The organism is Polycladospora coralii (genome assembly GCF_014773435.2).
GTDB classification, from domain to species: domain Bacteria; phylum Bacillota; class Bacilli; order Thermoactinomycetales; family Thermoactinomycetaceae; genus Polycladospora; species Polycladospora coralii.
In genome coordinates this window covers 712,572-729,495 of record NZ_JACXAG020000002.1, presented here as the reverse complement: position 1 = coordinate 729,495, position 16,924 = coordinate 712,572, and the positions used below count along the sequence as shown (strand labels likewise).

Annotated in this window: 17 protein-coding genes; 5 read left to right on the top strand and 12 right to left on the bottom strand. The window is 39.2% G+C overall.

What is annotated here, in order from left to right:
* Positions 1-38: 38 nt before the first annotated feature.
* Complete coding sequence (locus IC619_RS07925; protein WP_191140146.1) at positions 39-803, bottom strand: sulfotransferase family 2 domain-containing protein; 765 nt, start codon at positions 801-803, stop codon at positions 39-41.
* A gap of 226 nt (positions 804-1,029) precedes the next feature.
* On the opposite strand from IC619_RS07925, the gene IC619_RS07920 reads away from it, so the two are divergent.
* Genes IC619_RS07920 through IC619_RS07900 form a run of 5 tightly spaced genes read left to right on the top strand, consistent with a single transcriptional unit; the run spans position 1,030 to position 6,361 of the window.
* On the top strand, positions 1,030-2,043 hold the full coding sequence (locus tag IC619_RS07920) for a beta-ketoacyl-ACP synthase III (protein WP_191140145.1): 1,014 nt from the start codon (positions 1,030-1,032) through the stop codon (positions 2,041-2,043).
* Positions 2,033-3,217, top strand: coding sequence for an ATP-grasp domain-containing protein (locus IC619_RS07915; protein WP_191140144.1), 1,185 nt, complete (start codon positions 2,033-2,035; stop codon positions 3,215-3,217). Before IC619_RS07920 ends, IC619_RS07915 begins: the two co-directional genes overlap by 11 nt.
* Positions 3,214-4,200, top strand: a complete 987-nt coding sequence (locus IC619_RS07910) for an NAD-dependent epimerase/dehydratase family protein (RefSeq protein WP_191140143.1) — start codon at positions 3,214-3,216, stop codon at positions 4,198-4,200. Before IC619_RS07915 ends, IC619_RS07910 begins: the two co-directional genes overlap by 4 nt.
* A complete protein-coding gene (locus IC619_RS07905) occupies positions 4,200-5,039 on the top strand; it encodes an MBL fold metallo-hydrolase (protein WP_191140142.1) in 840 nt (279 codons plus the stop codon). The genes IC619_RS07910 and IC619_RS07905 overlap by 1 nt, the downstream gene beginning before the upstream one ends.
* A 5-nt stretch (positions 5,040-5,044) precedes the next feature.
* The gene (locus tag IC619_RS07900) at positions 5,045-6,361 is read left to right on the top strand and encodes a F390 synthetase-related protein (protein ID WP_249669748.1); all 1,317 of its coding nucleotides are present in this window, start codon (positions 5,045-5,047) and stop codon (positions 6,359-6,361) included.
* A gap of 2 nt (positions 6,362-6,363) precedes the next feature.
* Here the strand turns inward: IC619_RS07900 and IC619_RS07895 are convergent, their stop codons facing one another.
* The 11 genes from IC619_RS07895 to IC619_RS07850 all read right to left on the bottom strand — a co-directional run bounded on the left by IC619_RS07895 (position 6,364) and on the right by IC619_RS07850 (position 16,349).
* Positions 6,364-6,813 (bottom strand): DinB family protein, encoded by a 450-nt coding sequence (locus IC619_RS07895; protein ID WP_191140141.1) that lies wholly within the window; start codon positions 6,811-6,813, stop codon positions 6,364-6,366.
* Positions 6,814-7,320: 507 nt separating this feature from the next.
* The gene (locus tag IC619_RS07890) at positions 7,321-8,334 is read right to left on the bottom strand and encodes a hypothetical protein (RefSeq protein ID WP_191140140.1); all 1,014 of its coding nucleotides are present in this window, start codon (positions 8,332-8,334) and stop codon (positions 7,321-7,323) included.
* A gap of 252 nt (positions 8,335-8,586) precedes the next feature.
* Complete coding sequence (locus IC619_RS16780) at positions 8,587-8,694, bottom strand: hypothetical protein (RefSeq protein WP_347239773.1); 108 nt, start codon at positions 8,692-8,694, stop codon at positions 8,587-8,589.
* On the bottom strand, positions 8,694-8,939 hold the full coding sequence (locus IC619_RS07885; protein ID WP_249669746.1) for a hypothetical protein: 246 nt from the start codon (positions 8,937-8,939) through the stop codon (positions 8,694-8,696). The genes IC619_RS16780 and IC619_RS07885 overlap by 1 nt, the downstream gene beginning before the upstream one ends.
* Before the next feature lie 216 nt (positions 8,940-9,155).
* The gene (locus tag IC619_RS07880) at positions 9,156-9,827 is read right to left on the bottom strand and encodes an SOS response-associated peptidase (protein ID WP_191140139.1); all 672 of its coding nucleotides are present in this window, start codon (positions 9,825-9,827) and stop codon (positions 9,156-9,158) included.
* Between the two features lie 399 nt (positions 9,828-10,226).
* Positions 10,227-12,176 carry a threonine--tRNA ligase gene (gene thrS, locus IC619_RS07875; protein ID WP_191140138.1) on the bottom strand — a complete coding sequence of 650 codons (1,950 nt, stop codon included), beginning with the start codon at positions 12,174-12,176 and terminating at the stop codon, positions 10,227-10,229.
* Between the two features lie 451 nt (positions 12,177-12,627).
* Positions 12,628-12,900 carry a hypothetical protein gene (locus IC619_RS07870; protein WP_191140137.1) on the bottom strand — a complete coding sequence of 91 codons (273 nt, stop codon included), beginning with the start codon at positions 12,898-12,900 and terminating at the stop codon, positions 12,628-12,630.
* Positions 12,897-13,802 (bottom strand): PqqD family protein, encoded by a 906-nt coding sequence (locus tag IC619_RS07865; protein ID WP_191140136.1) that lies wholly within the window; start codon positions 13,800-13,802, stop codon positions 12,897-12,899. The genes IC619_RS07870 and IC619_RS07865 overlap by 4 nt, the downstream gene beginning before the upstream one ends.
* The gene (locus IC619_RS07860) at positions 13,799-15,319 is read right to left on the bottom strand and encodes a hypothetical protein (protein ID WP_191140135.1); all 1,521 of its coding nucleotides are present in this window, start codon (positions 15,317-15,319) and stop codon (positions 13,799-13,801) included. The genes IC619_RS07865 and IC619_RS07860 overlap by 4 nt, the downstream gene beginning before the upstream one ends.
* Positions 15,294-16,064: an ABC transporter ATP-binding protein gene (locus IC619_RS07855; protein WP_213260843.1), complete on the bottom strand. Its 771-nt coding sequence runs from the start codon at positions 16,062-16,064 to the stop codon at positions 15,294-15,296. The genes IC619_RS07860 and IC619_RS07855 overlap by 26 nt, the downstream gene beginning before the upstream one ends.
* A gap of 84 nt (positions 16,065-16,148) precedes the next feature.
* Positions 16,149-16,349 (bottom strand): hypothetical protein, encoded by a 201-nt coding sequence (locus IC619_RS07850; protein ID WP_191140133.1) that lies wholly within the window; start codon positions 16,347-16,349, stop codon positions 16,149-16,151.
* Between the last annotated feature and the right edge of the window lie 575 nt (positions 16,350-16,924).

Genomic DNA, 16,924 nt, shown 5'->3' with positions numbered 1-16,924 from the left:
CTTGCAAGGGCTGTTTCTTAAAAAGTAAGAAAGTTACATCATCTATTTGATGTAACTTTCTTACTTCTATTCTGATATACGTTTAAGTATTGAATTAATTGTTTTTTTTCAATGTATGTTAGTTTTTTTTGTTGATCGAGTAATTTTTTTCTACAAAGATTATATAGATAGTAATCACTCTGGTTTTTAGTTATTAAATATTTGTAATCATCCTTATCCAGTGGGATTATATCTGGCTTCGTTTTAGTTGTATTTTCCCTTTTATACACGACTGATTTCCACTTTTGTTTTTTACAAAATAAGAAAACAGATAGTGGATACAACTCCGTAATACCAACAAAGCTAAAGTGTTGTTTTAAATGACTAATGGCTTGTTTGAGCGTAGGTTTTGCATGTCCGCACAAAAAACGTGTCTGGAAGTTATTCACTTGTACTTGTATTCTAGGATCTTGATGATAGATAAACTCTCTTATCGTCATATTCTTCACCAATGGGTATAACCCATTCTCTTTTTGTGACTTAATAAAGTAAAAAGCAGATATCAATCGGCTGATCGGCTTCCGTATCATCGTCATATACGTATGTGGTTTATGAAAATATTGATGAATTCCAAAACGACAATGCCCGTATACACACTGTATCTCTGGCTCTCTATCTGTTATAATAGCTTTCATTTCGTTTAATGATTTGTTTGCTGGGTATTTTAAGTAGTTAAGCTCATCAAATTTTTTTTCCAAGATCCCACGCATCGTTGTTCCACCTGTTTTAGGAATGTGTGCATAAATCAGTATTGGCTTTTTCATTTCATTCCCCCACCTTGGTTGCTTTATATACTATATGTGTGCCATTACAGTTTGCATAGATCATTTGTCTATCACTATTCGATTTAATCGAAATACCTAATCTGTCCCGGATTCATCCACCTTATCCTCATGATTGTAGAAATATTTTCATTTAACCTACTTTATATCTCTTTTGATATAATGATTTTATTCAATTAAAAATAGTTAATAACGAGGGGATAGCTTTATGACAACTCGTGATGTACGTATTTACGGTATTGGCAAATATCTACCGAAACAAATCGTACGTGCTGAAGATATGGACAAGCGTATTGGCACTGAGAAAGGTTGGGTAGCAAAGAAGTCAGGAGTCTTAACGCGTCATTTCATCGAGGATGAGACGGCCTCTGAGATGGGTGCCATTGCAGCTACAGAAGCACTGGCTGATGCAAACCTTCACCTATCAGATATAGACTGTATTGTTTCCGCTAGTGGTACTGTTGAACAAGCGATCCCTAGTACAGCTTCACTCATTTACCAAAAACTAGACCCCAATCACTGCGGAATACCGGCATTTGATATCAATTCAACTTGCTTAAGTTTTGTAACCGCTCTGGATCATCTATCCTATTTAGTACATGCAGGGCGCTATCGACATGTACTTATCATATCGTCTGAGATCGCATCTGTAGGGCTCAATTGGAATCACAAGGAAAGCTGTTCTTTATTTGGGGACGGTGCAGCAGCTGTCGTAATCGGCCCTACTCAATCAGGTGAATCTTCGCAAATCATCACCTCACGCATGGAGACTTTCCCACAAGGTGCACAACTTTCTGAAATTCGGGGAGGCGGCAGCCGCAATCATCCTCGGAACTATCCAGATGAATTAAACATGGATGATTTTCTATTTGATATGCAAGGTGAAGCTATCTTCCGAATGAGTGCAAGGCTTATGAAAGGAGTTATCAAACGCCTATTTACACAAAGCAAAGATCGTGCACCACTTACGATGGAAGAAATGAAACTAGTCATCCCACATCAAGCTAGTTTGATGGCCATGAAGTTGATTCAAAAACGCCTTTCTATTCGTCCAGAACAAATGCTCATAATCGCTCAAAACCACGGTAATGTGATTGCGGCATCCATTGCGATCGGTTTATATGAGGCGATTAAAAAGCAAAAAATCAAACGTGGAGACCGGATCTTACTACTTGGCACTTCTGCAGGTTTATCCATTGGGGGACTTGTGCTTGACTACTAAACAAACGCAAAAAACCATTTTACTGACAGGTGGGCGTGCACCTGTTACCTTAGAGGTCTCACGAATGTTCCATCGGGCCGGTCATCGGGTATTAATGGCTGAAAGTATACCCTTTTCCCTTTGCCAGACATCCCGGTCTGTGACAAAGTTTTTTCGTGTACCTGCACCTCGCTGGCAACCTGAAGCCTATATCTGTTCCTTAGAAGCGATCATTCAAAATGAACAGGTCGATCTCTTGCTCCCAACATGTGAAGAGGTATTTACCATTAGCCGTTATCATTCACGCCTATCCTCTTTGTGTCGGGTTTGGACCGAACCAATTGAAAGGTTAGCACCTCTACATCATAAATGGGCGTTTGTTCAGCAAGCTCAAGGACTTGGCACACGCACGCCCGAAACTTTTTTCATTTCAGATCAGCTACAGTTAAAAAAAGTAATTGATCAGTGGCACTGGAACAGTCAATTAATCTTAAAGCCTGTCTATTCGCGTTTTTCAGCACATACACATGTGCTGACTGGCCCCCAAGATAAAATGCCAAGGCTACCGATTTCAACAAATCAACCATGGGTCGCACAAGAACTGATTGTTGGGAAGCAAATATGTAGTTATAGCATCGCAAATGCAGGGAGATTAGTGGCACACGTAGCTTATCCGTCCCAATTCACAGCAGGAAAAGGAGCTACAATCCATTTTCGTCCACTTCAACATCCGTTACTTCAACAATATATTGCATCATGGCTCGCACGCACACATAGAAGCGGACAATTTGCGTTTGATTGGCTTGAAACCGCTCAGGGAGAATTAATTCCAATCGAGTGTAATCCCAGAATGACAAGTGGAGTACATTTATTCACAAATTTAACATTAGCGCAAGCATTCCTCATCCCTGAAAAAATCACGAATCCGATTGTACCCCCTTCCAGTCAGTCTAGTATGCTGACGCTCGCTATGCTAACATACGGCTTTCAGTCAAGTCTCAGCGCAAACCGATTGAGGGAATGGCTAAAAACCATGATGACAACGCCAGACATTATTTTTCGCTGGAGGGATCCCCTTCCTTTTTTTCAGCAACTATGGATGTTAATCTATTTATATACCACAAGTAAACGCAAACGGATTTCAATGCTTGAAGCATCTACTTGGGATATTGAATGGAATGGGGAAAAAACATGAAAGTACTTATAACAGGTGCTACCGGATTCCTCGGTCAAAAATTAGCCCTTCGTCTCCATCGTGAGGGCTTACAGGTCACAGGCACTGCTCGTAATAAAGAAATTGGGAAAGCCTTGATTGCCAAGGGCATTCACTTTGAACCCGCATCACTTCATGATACCGATAAAATCATCGCCCTCTGCCAAAATCAGGATATGGTTGTCCATTGTGGTGCGCTCTCTTCTCCATGGGGGACCTACCGACAATTTTATGAGAGCAATGTCATCGGGACACACAATGTAATCAAAGGCTGTCAACAACATGGTGTAAAACGGCTTATTCATGTTTCTACACCTAGTATCTACTTTCGCTATCAAGATCAATTTAAGATTAAGGAGATAGATCCCCTTCCAGCCAAAAAAGTAAATCATTATGCTGAGACCAAATGGCAAGCTGAACAAGCAATAGATCAAGCACATACTGATGGATTTCCAGTCATCACAATTCGCCCACGTGCCTTATTTGGCCCTGGAGATCAAGCAATATTTCCCCGTTTGTTAACTGCAAATGAAAAAGGGATGGTCCCACTCATTAATCGTGGACAAGCAGTAATCGATATTACACATGTTGAAAATGTGGTAGATGCTTTGATTTTATGCATGTATGCACCTCCTCACTTACTCGGAGAAAAGTATAACATCACCAATGGTGAACCGATGAAGCTGATCAACATCTTGGAACGCGTGTTTACTCTATTAGATCAACCCTTTCAAGGACGCTCTTTTTCATTTCTGCCTGCATATACGATTGCTGCTTGTATGGAAGTTTTAGCTAAAAGCTTGCAGAAAAACAAAGAACCTCTATTAACACGCTATACCGTAGGGGTTTTAGGGAAAAGTCAAACCCTTGATATCTCTAAAGCCCAAAACGAACTAGGCTATCAACCTCGCATTTCTATTCAAGAGGGTTTAGCAGATTTTATCAGGTGGTGGAACATTCAATAATGACATATGTAAACTGGAAATTGATGCACGGGGGTGCTTGTACGCATCCTGAGAAAATGGTTATTCCCACAGGTACATGGCAAAAACGAACCTTTCCAGCACTTTTTTCACTCATTGAACATCCTAAACATGGACCCATCTTAATTGATACCGGCTATGCCAAGCATTTTTTTGATGAAACCCAGAAAATGCCGTACCGTATCATGCGCTATCTAACACCCGTTCAATTTGACAAGAGACAAAGCGCATACGCACAAGTGATCGCATCTGGTTATCAACCCGAAGCCGTCCAATTCATCTTACTTACTCATCTACACCCCGATCATGTTGCCGGCCTGAAAGATTTTCCCAAGGCTGCTTTTTATCTATCTCGCAGGGAATATCAATCGATTGCAGATAAAAAGGGCATTGCAGCAATAAGAAAAGGATTTATTCCTGGTTTACTCCCAACTGATTTCGCAAAGCGAAGCCACTTCATTGAAGAAAACGCCAATATGATACAAGATGAGTCCATTGCTCCTTTTGAAAAAGGATATGATGTCTTTCATGATGGTAGTATCGTTGCCGTAGAGATTCCAGGTCATTCAGACGGGCAAATCGGCTTCTTCATACGAACATCATCCACAAAACGTATTTTCCTAGCCGCAGATAGTTGTTGGGTAAGTGAAGCTTATCAGAATCTGATTTATCCACATCCGATCACACATGTCTTAAACAAAAAAACACCTTATCGGAATAGCTTATTTAAAGTACACCAACTCTCCCAAATACAACCTAAAATTACAATTGTTCCTTCCCATTGTCAAACCTATTGGAAGAACACACAAACTGTGAGGTGACGCAATTGTTTCGAACGATTATGCCATTCATTTTTCAATATATCAAGCTGAGCAAACCCACATCATGGGCATCACGTACTGATTTAGTTACATGGCAAGACCACCAAGTCCAATCCTTTCTCCAGAAAGTTTTGCCACAATCTCCTTTTTATCGTAAATATTATGAACACCTATCTATCGAAGAGTGGCAGTCGTTTCCTACTATTAATAAGTCCATCATGATGGATCACTTTGATACGCTCAACACAATCGGGATAAAAAAGAAGGAGGCTTTCAAGCTGGCTTTGCAAGCTGAACAAACCCGAAATTTTACGCCCATGATTAAGCGCACAACGATTGGATTATCATCGGGAACCAGTGGAAATCGGGGCCTTTTTTTAGTGAGCGAAAAAGAGCGGATGATGTGGGCCGGTAGTATTCTAGCTAAAGTGCTTCCCCGTTCCATCTTTGGGAAGCATCGCATCGCTTTTTTTCTGCGTGCCAATAGCAATCTATATAACAGTGTTGCACATGGTCGCATTACGTTTCGTTTCTTTGACCTCCTTACACCACTTATCCAAAATCTAAAAGAATTAAATCACTTTCAGCCTACTTCTCTGATTGCACCCCCTTCCATGCTTCGATTTATCGCCGAAGCCCAGTTAGCAGGTTCGATTCAGTTACAACCTGAAAAGGTGATTTCGGTAGCCGAAGTACTCGATCCCTTAGATGAAAGGGTGATTCGGCGAGCGTTTGGCACGATCGTCCATCAAGTATATCAATGTACAGAAGGTTTTATCGCTACGACATGTGCACATGGCACACTACATATCAATGAAGATTTACTTGTCGTACAAAAAAATTTCTTAGATAAACGTCTGCGTAAATTCACACCCATTATTACTGATTTTTCACGTTATACACAGCCTATTATTCGATACGATCTGAATGATATCTTAACAGAACGTGCCGACCCATGCCCTTGTGGCTCTCTCCACCTGGCTATTGAACAAATTGAAGGCAGACAAGATGACCTACTTTATTTTAAAGGGTTGGACACGGATACACCCATCCCAGTCTTCCCCGACTTCATCCGTCGTGCTCTCATCACTGCCGATGAACAAATTACAGCCTATCAAGTTATCCAACATCGGCTCGGTCATTTAGAAATACACATTCAGTCATCCAATCCGGACCCAGTTAAGTTGCAACAAAAAATTCAAACAAATATTGATGCACTATGCCAAAGCATTAAGGTGGAATCTCCTATCATCGCTTGGGAAGCTTATCAACAGCCCCCTTCTATCCATAAACTGAGACGTATTAAACGGATGTATGCGTGAGGTCATTCAAACCACCTCCCATCTACATGCATAGGAAGCTCTTTGAGCAGGGAGATCATCTGACCCCGATGATGGTAAAAGTGTGCTACGATTTGCAATAACCACTCAAACCGACTATAACAAACACCCCAGTGTGACATAGTTTTGGTTTGTAGTTCGTGTTCAGAATAACTTTGAAAGTGTTGTTGTAAATGTTCAAAGCCTTGCCTTAACATGCGCTGCATCTCTACTTTTGTGGTCGGTTGATTTTTTTGGTAATAATGCTTCATTGCTTTCTCAGTCGCCTCATTTAAAATGAGGCAATCCGCACTTGGAATTTGCACTAAATGAACCAGTAGCTTTCGCAATGAGTGATGTCTATCCAGATCAGATTGTAAAATCTGATCCATTACTTGTTCTACCGATCGTACAGCTACTTCTAACTGATGAAGTGCCTGCTGAACATACCACATCTTAGCACCGTTACGAAATACTTATAAAACTTAGGGGGGAATTTATGTTTTCATCCTGATTCAGCGTGTCCGGTTTCGATCTATTCTTGCTCTCAATTTATATAATCTCTTTTCTAGTTTTATAAGGTTGCTTGTTTTTCGATAACGGTTTCCCTCCTTATTCATCTGGTGTTTGCGGGATACGTTTCTTTGCAACCTTATAAAACGTTTCTCCATTCGTTTCAATCGTTCAAGTTTATTGATGCTTTTATATGTTTTTCCATTACCTAGTGTTGCTAACGTTTTCAGTCCCTAGTCCATTCCAATTGGTTTTTCTTTGGAGGATGAGTAGTCAACGTTTTTAACTATGATGCTAACATATTAAACACCCCCTTGTCTTCCAATTCAATAAGAAAAGGCTTGTAATATAATCTGCATTCATGAAAACATAAAAAAACACTATCCCAGCTAATCGCATAATTAGAAGAATAGTGCTTTTTGAGTGTATTACGTGTTTTACATTAGCGCCTACTGATTGAGCTGATACAGGTTATATCTAATATTATCAGAAGAGAAGTACTTATGAACTTGGATGACATACTGATTATTTATCGCAACATCGGGTTGTACGCCTTTTTTCATCAGGTTATTTCCTCCCGTATTGAGCCACTGAATGGAGGAACCGCTAAGTTGTCCAATTTTATATTCAAGGTAGTCCATATTATTTCGATTTTGGAAAAACTCAATGAATAAGCCGTTATCCTTTATGACAATACTGGACTGAGGCTTAAAAAAATGACTATCTTCATCGCTGATTTGCGTCACCGAGATGGAATCTCCATCGACTTGACCAAAGGCATACTGCCTTGTCGGCCCACGAAAATTACGAGAGCCACTAAATAAAACTAAACCGTCCGATGTCATCGTCAAATCAGGACTAGATCCTTTTAATTGAGGCCATATTGGATTGGATACGTAATAAATAGATCCGTTTCCTCTATATTGAGCAAATGCTTGTCCTAAGTAACCGTTATCCTTTTCATACAAAAACATCAATTCATAATTATTGGCACCTGTAAATGCAACGGACGGGTTCTCACCAGATCCATAATTACGTTCAGATCTACTCCAATTTAAATAAGTGGCATGTATGGAAGCAGTACGTGCATACAATTCGCCTGATTTACTATATGTCGCTACCACATATCCATCATTGGTTAGTGTAATACTCGGATTTTCTCCCTCACCTAAACGAGCGTGTTTACTTTTCCATGAAATTGAATTCCTACTTTCATCGATTACACCAAAAGCATAGTAGATTTGATTATTTTCCTGTGAAAGTACAATCACCTGATTGCTTTCCGTAATGGCTACAGTTGGGGCTTGTCCCTCATGAATAGAATCACCATTTTGATAGAATGTCAGTGATGTTAGTTTAGCCTGTGCATTAGCCTCTACTAGATTAAACGTATTAAAAGAGAGTGTGATAAAGAAACTTAGAAATAGGATGGATATTTTGTACAATTTTTTTCTGCTTTGCATTTTGTCATCTCCTTTGTGCTATTATCAACAGCAATATGATCATAATAGCATAAAGGTTATTTGTTGAATATTATTTTTTAAAACAATAAAAATATTAATAACATAAAGGAGATGTAAAATGATCTTTTAAATGACTATATTAAGAATAACCAGTAAATTATTTTTAAAATGAATGTATATCTTTGTAAGTATGATAATCTCTAGCTCACCTCTCCAGATGAACGTGAACGGCAGACGAGGGAGCCACTCTTTTTATTCTCCCTCGTCCATTGGTAATCTCATTCTTGTTTCCATTAAGATTATACCGAGCATATTTTTGCCATTTCCCCAGTAGTAATCATTTGTTGTATCTTCAATAATTACTTTTTCACCAGTAGAGAGTAGTATTTCTCTAACTTCTTGATGTGCTTTAAATTTAGCCTATACGGCAATCGCTTCGTATTGGTCCAAGACGTGCAGCGATCATCGGACTCTCCCGCATACTTTTGACATTGAAAGTAATGTTCCCTTGTTTTCCAATACTGACCATCAAGCTCAAATCCATGGGGTGAAAAATGAGAGAAGCATCCAAAGTCGTCGTGAATTTTATAGAAATAAATACTCACTTCAGGCCCTCCTCTTTCATACCTAGTTGTACCCGCAGCTCTCTGTCAGCAATGATAAAAGGTTGCTCTTGAGGAACGATCAAGTTTGAAAATTCCCCATTTAACGCATAGGATCTTTTAAATCTTCAAAATGTATGATCCATTTATTCGCATACTATTGTAGGCCTAACTGAATAGCCCGTCTCTCCACTTCGTGATCCTTTTACATCCCTCTTTTTACATTGAGATTGGATTAAGACATTCCGCTGTATCATTTCGGGGTGAATTTACAAGGGTTGAGACCGGTACAGCAGTCATGTCATCATCTGAATAAGGATGTAAAAGTGATTTCAGGTATGCAGAATCTGATATATTCGGATCCAACCAAGTCTCTTCATCGTCTCTTTGAAGTATACTGGGCATGCGTCCATGGATTGGCTTCATAAGACCATTAGGCTTGGTTGTAATGATTGTGCAGGAATAAATGATATCTCCATACTCTTTCGCTTGCCACTGATCCCACAAACCACAGAAAGCAAATGGCTTTCCTGATTTTAGTCCAATGAGATACGGCTGTTTTCCGTTATCTGTCTTCTTCCACTCATAAAAGCCGTTTGCTAAGATCAAACAGCGCTTCCTTGCGAGTAATCTTCGATAACTCGGCTTTTCATCAACCGTTTCAGCACGTGCATTAATCATTTTGTAGCCGATTTTCTGATCTTTCGCCCAAGATGGAATTAATCCCCAACGCAAGAAAACACCTTTTCTCTTGCCATGATCATTTACAACAGACAAAATCAATTGACTAGGAGCAATATTATACCGTGTGCTTACATCATCCATCAGCTCAAATTGAAATCTATCCTGTAACGTAGGTTTTGGAGTATACAAAGTAAACCGTCCACACATTTTTTCACCTTCGTTTCCACTATTATCTCAATATACTTCAGTATCCCCGCAATACTTCTATATAATCTGATTAAACATGCAACTATGTCCACTACATGTTCTAGCACCAAAAAATGCTTTATCATAACGTTATACGCAGTAGGCTTTTGTACCTTTCAGCAAATGAGGAATAGTGTTCGAGATTTCTCTGTTTATATGGATCGAAATGAACCAGTCCATCATTTAGATATTCGATAGCAATGATCCAGACTTGGTGAGTATGCAAAAATAGGTATTTCATTCGTTTGATACCAACCTAAACATATAAATAAAGCAGATCTCTATTCTAATAGGATAACCGAACGAATCGCTTAATTTGCATCGCAAAAACAGACTGCCGCAGCCAGCGGCAGTCTGTTTTTAGGTTGATTTAACCAATAATGCTTTGTTTTCAATTTCTTCCAAGAGACGAGAACAAAATGCTTCGATTGAGAATGCTCCTAAGTCGCCTTCACCATAACGTCTGATGCTTAGGCTTTGATTTGCTTGTTCTTTCTCTCCTACCACGATGGTATAGGGAATCTTTTCCGTTTGCGACTTCCGAATCTTATAACCGAGGGTTTCATCGCTGTTATCTAATTCTACACGAATGCCAGCGGCTACGAGCTGATCCATCACTTCCCGACCATAGTCGTCAAAAGTGTTACTTACGGTTAAGATGCGCGCTTGGATAGGAGCTAACCAAGCAGGGAAAGCGCCTTTATATTGCTCAATTAAAAAGGCTACGAAGCGTTCCATAGTTCCTACAATACCACGGTGGATCACGACTGGACGGTGCTTGTTCCCATCTTCCCCAGTGTAATCGAGTTCAAAGCGGCTTGGCAATTGGAAATCGAGTTGCACGGTTGATAAGGTTTCATCTTTACCTAGTGCAGTTTTCACTTGGACATCTAATTTAGGACCATAAAAGGCTGCTTCACCTGGTGCTTCTACATAATCTAGCCCCATATCATCCATGGTCTCTTTTAACATGCGTTGTGAATGCTCCCACATGGCATCATCTTGAATATATTTTTCGGTATTCTCTGGATCCCGATAAGATAAACGATGATAGTAATCGGTAATCCCAAAATCTTGATATACTTGTTCAATAAGGCGTACCGCCCGTGAAAACTCTTCTTTAATTTGATCTGGGCGACAGAAGATATGTGCATCATTTAGCGTCATCACTCGTACACGTTGTAAGCCAGCCAGTGCACCTGACATCTCATAGCGATGCATCATTCCTAATTCTGCAATCCGAACCGGTAAGTCACGATAACTTTTAATATCCGATTTAAAAACCATCATATGATGGGGACAGTTCATCGGACGAAGTACCAATTCTTCTTGGTCAATCTTCATCGAGGGGTACATATCCTCTGAGTAATGCTCCCAGTGACCAGAAGTTTTATATAAGTCGACATTAGCTAAATGCGGCGTATATACATGCTCATAACCCATTTTCTCTTCCAAATCCACAATGTAGCGTTCAATGATACGACGAATTTTGGCTCCTTTAGGTAACCAAAGCGGCAACCCTTGTCCTACTTCTTGTGATAGCATGAAAATGTCAAGCTCTTTCCCTAATTTGCGATGATCGCGTTGCTTTGCTTCTTCCAGCATTTTCAAATGCGCATCAAGCTCTTCTTTTTGATTAAATGCAACACCATAAATCCGGGTGAGCATCTCACGATTTGAATCGCCACGCCAGTATGCACCCGCAATTGACATCAATTTATACACTTTCACCTTCCCAGTTGAAGGCAGATGTGGACCACGACAAAGATCTACAAATTCACCTTGGCGATATACGGTAATTTCTTCATCAGCAGGTAAATCTTCAATCAATTCCACTTTAAAACGGTCGTTGCGCTCTTTAAAGAAGGCAAGTGCTTCCTCTCTCGGCATCACGAATCTTTCTAACTTGAGGTTTTCTTTGATGATCTTTTTCATTTCTTTTTCAATCTTAGGTAAGTCTTCTGGTGTAAATGCACGATCTGCAAAATCGTAATAAAATCCATTTTCAATTACAGGGCCTATTGCAAATTTGGTTTCCGGATAAAGACGCGCAACCGCTTGAGCCATCACATGTGCGGCAGTATGCCGCATCGGATACAAGCCATCTGCATCTTTTGCCGCTACGATCTCAAGTGCTACATCTTTTTCTATTGGACGAGATAGATCGACTAGTTCACCATCCCATTTTGCAGCGACTGCACTTTTGGCCAAACTTTTTGATAAAGATTGCGCCACATCAAATGCGGTTATCCCCTTATCAAATGAAAGTTCGTTTCCATCTTTTAGACGAATTTTAATCTGATCTGCCATGGTTATCCACCTCACATTATTCATGGGAACGACAAAAAGCACACCATCCCTCAAATGAGGGACGAGTGCGCTTGACCCGTGGTTCCACCCTACGTTTAATATCGCACGCATACGCGTAGCAAATATCCTTCGTTGTGTATAACGCACACCGACGATCATCTTTTCATGCTACATCGCAATCCCAGATGATAGCTTAGAGAGTGGTACCTTATCCTCTATGTGTGTACGTTTTCAGCCTAGACGTACTTCTCTGCTCCACAGGGAGATCACAAGGTTTGTCTTCCGCATCGCTTCTATCTTCCATATTTGCTTTGTATTATACGACTAAAAAATAGGAAAGTCAAGTCATTTATTGAAGTAATTTTATGGATCTTATGAAAATATAAGCCAACCACGATTCTCAATAACGTTCACCGATGGCTTTTCCACTAGGTACCTCCTTCACGCTGATCTATTTAGGGTTTAACCACAAAGCAAGTAGTGCATTTAGCATACCACCGGCTAAAGATATAAGTAAAATTCCAGGACCAAACGCCAATTGAAAAGAGCCATTCTCCGAAACGATCGATTTAAAAATCGTCATTTCATTAAACAAGGATAAATTTAGTGGGGGCCACCCTTGCATGCTTCCAATGGAGCCGTAGATAAAAAAGAGAATAAGCATTAAGAAGAACAAAAGCATTGTACCTGACAAAAAAGCTACAATGGGAACCTTCTTTTTCATGCCGTCTTTTCCCCCTTTCCTTTTTCCAGTTTTTTCTCTGGCTTCATCCGCAACAAGCTCCATAGTTTTTTTCCATCTACAAAAATTGGAAGTAGCCAAACAAGATGAAAAGTAAATAATCCAGACGCCATCCAAGATATCCAGTTCGGTATATCACCTACGGCAAACAAAATACAAAACATGATCCCGCCTACAATAGTAGGTAGTAAGGGGCCCATTAAAGTTACCCAGCACTCTTTTTTTGCATCCAATTCTTTTTTGATCACTTGAAATGTACCTCGCTTTAATGCAAAAAAAGCATGCTGATTTCGCGAGGCCAGTAGATAAAAAGTAGCTACATGACCATATTCATGTAAAATAAAGCCCGAGATAAGACCTATAAAAAAAATAATCGCTCCCACCATCGCAGGGAACTGCAAGAACGTAAAAATGAAGTAGAGCACAATCGAAAGAAGAAAAACATGCATCACCATAACACGAGAAACGGAAATGGCAATTTGCCAGAACAATTTCCAGAAACTCCGATTTTTATCAAGCCCAATACGCTTACGTATATTCCATCTAGTCCCCTGAAAAGTCCGCAGGAAATAGAGTAGGGATATGAAACGATCACGCACCTTTTGTTTCATGGAACGAGGTGACTGAATATTGATCAAATACCCTTGATTTAATTGATGGATCAGCTCCAACACATCCGGTTTTACTTGTTCAAGAGGCCAATCATATCGGTTACAAACGATCTCAGCAATTTGGCCTATATTTTTTTGATGATCAATCTCTTTTAGCATGATGTAGCTAATTTCATTCATAGGAGAAAGGGTATCGAGCGTTTCATCTTTAAGCCCATTTGAATCTAAGTAAACATCTTCTGGCCAATATGGAATAGAATCATAGCGAATCAATTGATCATCACCCGCCTTTTTTCCAATTGAGTAGTTAGTAACACAAGTAAAATTAACATAAATACGACTTCTAAAATTAGCCAAGGCATTGAAAGTGTCTGAACAAGGTATTGCATGAGAAAGACGACCGGTAAACTAATCGTTACATATAGCAGATTCATCACCAAAGTGGATACAAATGTTTGATTTCCAGGGAAAAGTACACCTACTGAGTAAGCAACTGTGTACATCACGGTTGAATAGACATAACTTTCAATTAACATGGAAAGACTTGGGAAGCTTTGTTGGAAAAAGAGGAGCATACACAGCATGAGTAAAGTAGAGATGATTGGGAAAATCATGCCATACACGAATATCTTCCCCCATGTGAATTTTGATAAGTGTAGCGGTAAGGTATAATAAACGGATCTCATTTCCTTATTTTTATTTCTTGAAGTTAATGGATAAACACTTAAAATAAACGGAAGCCCGTAAAAAATCGCTTTACCGTATAAACTTCGATATATGGGTTCCATTATATCTTCCGCCAATGGAATTAACTGACCGATCGTAATAAAGAATAAGAGAAAAATCATTGTGTATAAATGCGTCTCATAATCACGAGCAATTCGCTTTAATTCTAATGAAGTGATACTTAACCATTGTTGTTGTCCAAATGGAAGATCCTTTAACGGAATCCAGCGATTGGTATCATCAGGCTCCCATTCTCGCTCTCTCTGAAATAGCCAATAAAGCATAAGTCCACTCACGAATAAGCTAAACAACAACCCGCTCATTTGTATAAAAGCATCTCCACGATCTATATAAAGTGAATATACAATTTCCTTAAATACATAGCTAGGTAAGTACGTATATGGAAGTATCTGCTTCTGATAAAGCTGAGTGATCCCTCCTACAACAATCATGATTGAAAAAAGAAACAAAAAGCTATGAAAAATCCGATGTGTATTAGCCGATCTATTTTTTAGTATCCATCTGGTGACGAGATGAATCATTTGTTGCCAGATGAGACCCAACAAAACGGCAAGAAGAAGTAGCATTATAAATGAACCCATTATAAATATCCATTTAGACACTGAGAAAGAGAAGGGCTTTAATAACGTAAGCAATGTAGGAAACAGCAAGCAAATAAATATACTAATTAATAGTACCATCACTGGGATGAGATGGCCGACCGCCCAACTCCTTTTGAAAACGGGCAATGTTTCCATAAATCGGTTTAGTACGCCACTATTGGTTACCCATTGCCATAGCAGGATAAGACCAACCATAACAACAATAAAAGAAAAAAGCGCAAAATTTTGAAGTAATGGAAAAATTGCTTCCAATTCCATTACACCTAGCATCTCCATCAGCCCATCTTGGGATAAATCATACATATAAAGAAAAATTCCCATGAGACTTAAAAAAATGAGTACGGGTAAAATACCAAATACAGGTGACTGCTTGGTCACCGCCCACCATCTGTTCATCCATGTTCGAAGAATCATCCTACCAATGACCCAAGAGTGCATCAATCTGATCCTCCCTATCTTCTCGTTCAGTGAAATAGATATAAGCATCCTCCAGTCGAATTGACTTGCTTTTTTTCAAAACAAAAGCAAGACTTCCTTTAGCTACTGTCACTCCTTTCTTAATGAGACAAACATGATCACAAATTTCTTGTGCAAAATCGAGGTGATGTGTAGATAAAAATATCGCACTTCCTTTTGCTTTTAGCTTTAATAACACCTGTTTCATCATGATCACCATATCCGGATCTAAACCGGTAGTCGGTTCATCTAGAATAATCAGTTTGGGCGTGTGTAACACCGCTGCAATGAACTGCACCTTCTTACGCATTCCGTGTGAGAATGAATGGAGTGGGCGATCACGATGCGCATATAAATCGAATAGTGTTAGCCACTCAGAAGACCGCTCCGTAGCGATATTTTTAGGGATCGACCTAATAGCAGCAATAAACGATAAAAATTCCCATGCCGTTAAATCTTCAATCAACTCGTCCGAATCGGGAACAATACCGGTTACTTTTTTTATAGCGAGTGAGTCATGCATCACATCTATACCCGCAATGGTTATGTCTCCTTCATCCGGATACACATGACCTGTCATCATACGAATCGTAGTGGTTTTACCTGAACCATTCGGCCCTAACAAACCAAATATTTCACCTTCTTGTATTGAAAAAGAGAGTTGATCAACTACTTTTGTTTGTTGAAACGATTTAGATAGCTTGGACACTTCAAGTACAACCCTTTGCAATACTTTCACCTTTTTCTCATGAACTTTTCGTATTAAAATACCACCAGCTAAATATTTTTTAGAACAAATTATAGTACGATCAAATTATGAACCGAATCCACAACCTAACAACATCGATTGATCATCCCAATCAAATCCACCTTCAAAGCTCCCACCTTTTGAAATACAGTAAGCCGCAACTCCTCCAACCGCTACAATCGCTACAATCGCTACAATTGCCCATTCAATTGCCTCGTTTATACTCAGCTCTTGATTCATCACAACTTCAGGTTTTACATAATTCATTTTATCCTCTCCTTTTTTCATTCAGCTGATGGTATTTTAATATAATTCATAATACTTTGATCCATTTCAATGTAAACCATTTCGTTTGTATTGTAAAAGTTTAAAATTGAATAAAAACAACTCATAATGCATAAATACCTTGTCCAATCTTGCAAATGCTCCATTTTACATAAAAAATAATTTTTATTTTCAACTTATTTTTATTCTTAAGTTCGGTCAGTGCTGCTTTATATTGATATTGCTAAACCTATTATACTTAATAAAAATCATTCTCCCCATTTATATAAATGTTTTTTTATTTTTTTATTTGATTGTATATTTGATGAAGCTTTTATTATTTACTTCTATTTATATAAATAGGCTCAGTAATGTTAATTATCCAAATCTAGGAAGTGTATTTTGAGCGGAAATGCCTTTGAGCCGTACCTAGCGAAGCCAAAACCTGAAGGAAGAAGCGGACAACCTGTTTGACCGATAGGGAGTTTTGGCGGAGCGGTCTTTTCAACTACTTTGCAAGGCGAAAGTGCATGGAGAGCAAAATACACGACGCTAAAATGGACAAATTATGCAAATCA

Excerpts from the sequence above, each read along its gene's own strand:
- IC619_RS07870 (WP_191140137.1), bottom strand. The coding sequence starts at position 12,900 with ATGAAAAAGAAGGTTCCCATTGTAGCTTTTTTGTCAGGTACAATGCTT.
- IC619_RS07850 (WP_191140133.1), bottom strand. The coding sequence starts at position 16,349 with ATGAATTATGTAAAACCTGAAGTTGTGATGAATCAAGAGCTGAGTATA.
- IC619_RS07890 (WP_191140140.1), bottom strand. The coding sequence starts at position 8,334 with ATGCAAAGCAGAAAAAAATTGTACAAAATATCCATCCTATTTCTAAGT.
- IC619_RS07925 (WP_191140146.1), bottom strand. The coding sequence starts at position 803 with ATGAAAAAGCCAATACTGATTTATGCACACATTCCTAAAACAGGTGGA.
- IC619_RS07880 (WP_191140139.1), bottom strand. The coding sequence starts at position 9,827 with ATGTGTGGACGGTTTACTTTGTATACTCCAAAACCTACGTTACAGGAT.
- IC619_RS07920 (WP_191140145.1), top strand. The coding sequence starts at position 1,030 with ATGACAACTCGTGATGTACGTATTTACGGTATTGGCAAATATCTACCG.
- IC619_RS07905 (WP_191140142.1), top strand. The coding sequence starts at position 4,200 with ATGACATATGTAAACTGGAAATTGATGCACGGGGGTGCTTGTACGCAT.
- thrS (WP_191140138.1), bottom strand. The coding sequence starts at position 12,176 with ATGGCAGATCAGATTAAAATTCGTCTAAAAGATGGAAACGAACTTTCA.
- IC619_RS07895 (WP_191140141.1), bottom strand. The coding sequence starts at position 6,813 with ATGTGGTATGTTCAGCAGGCACTTCATCAGTTAGAAGTAGCTGTACGA.
- IC619_RS07910 (WP_191140143.1), top strand. The coding sequence starts at position 3,214 with ATGAAAGTACTTATAACAGGTGCTACCGGATTCCTCGGTCAAAAATTA.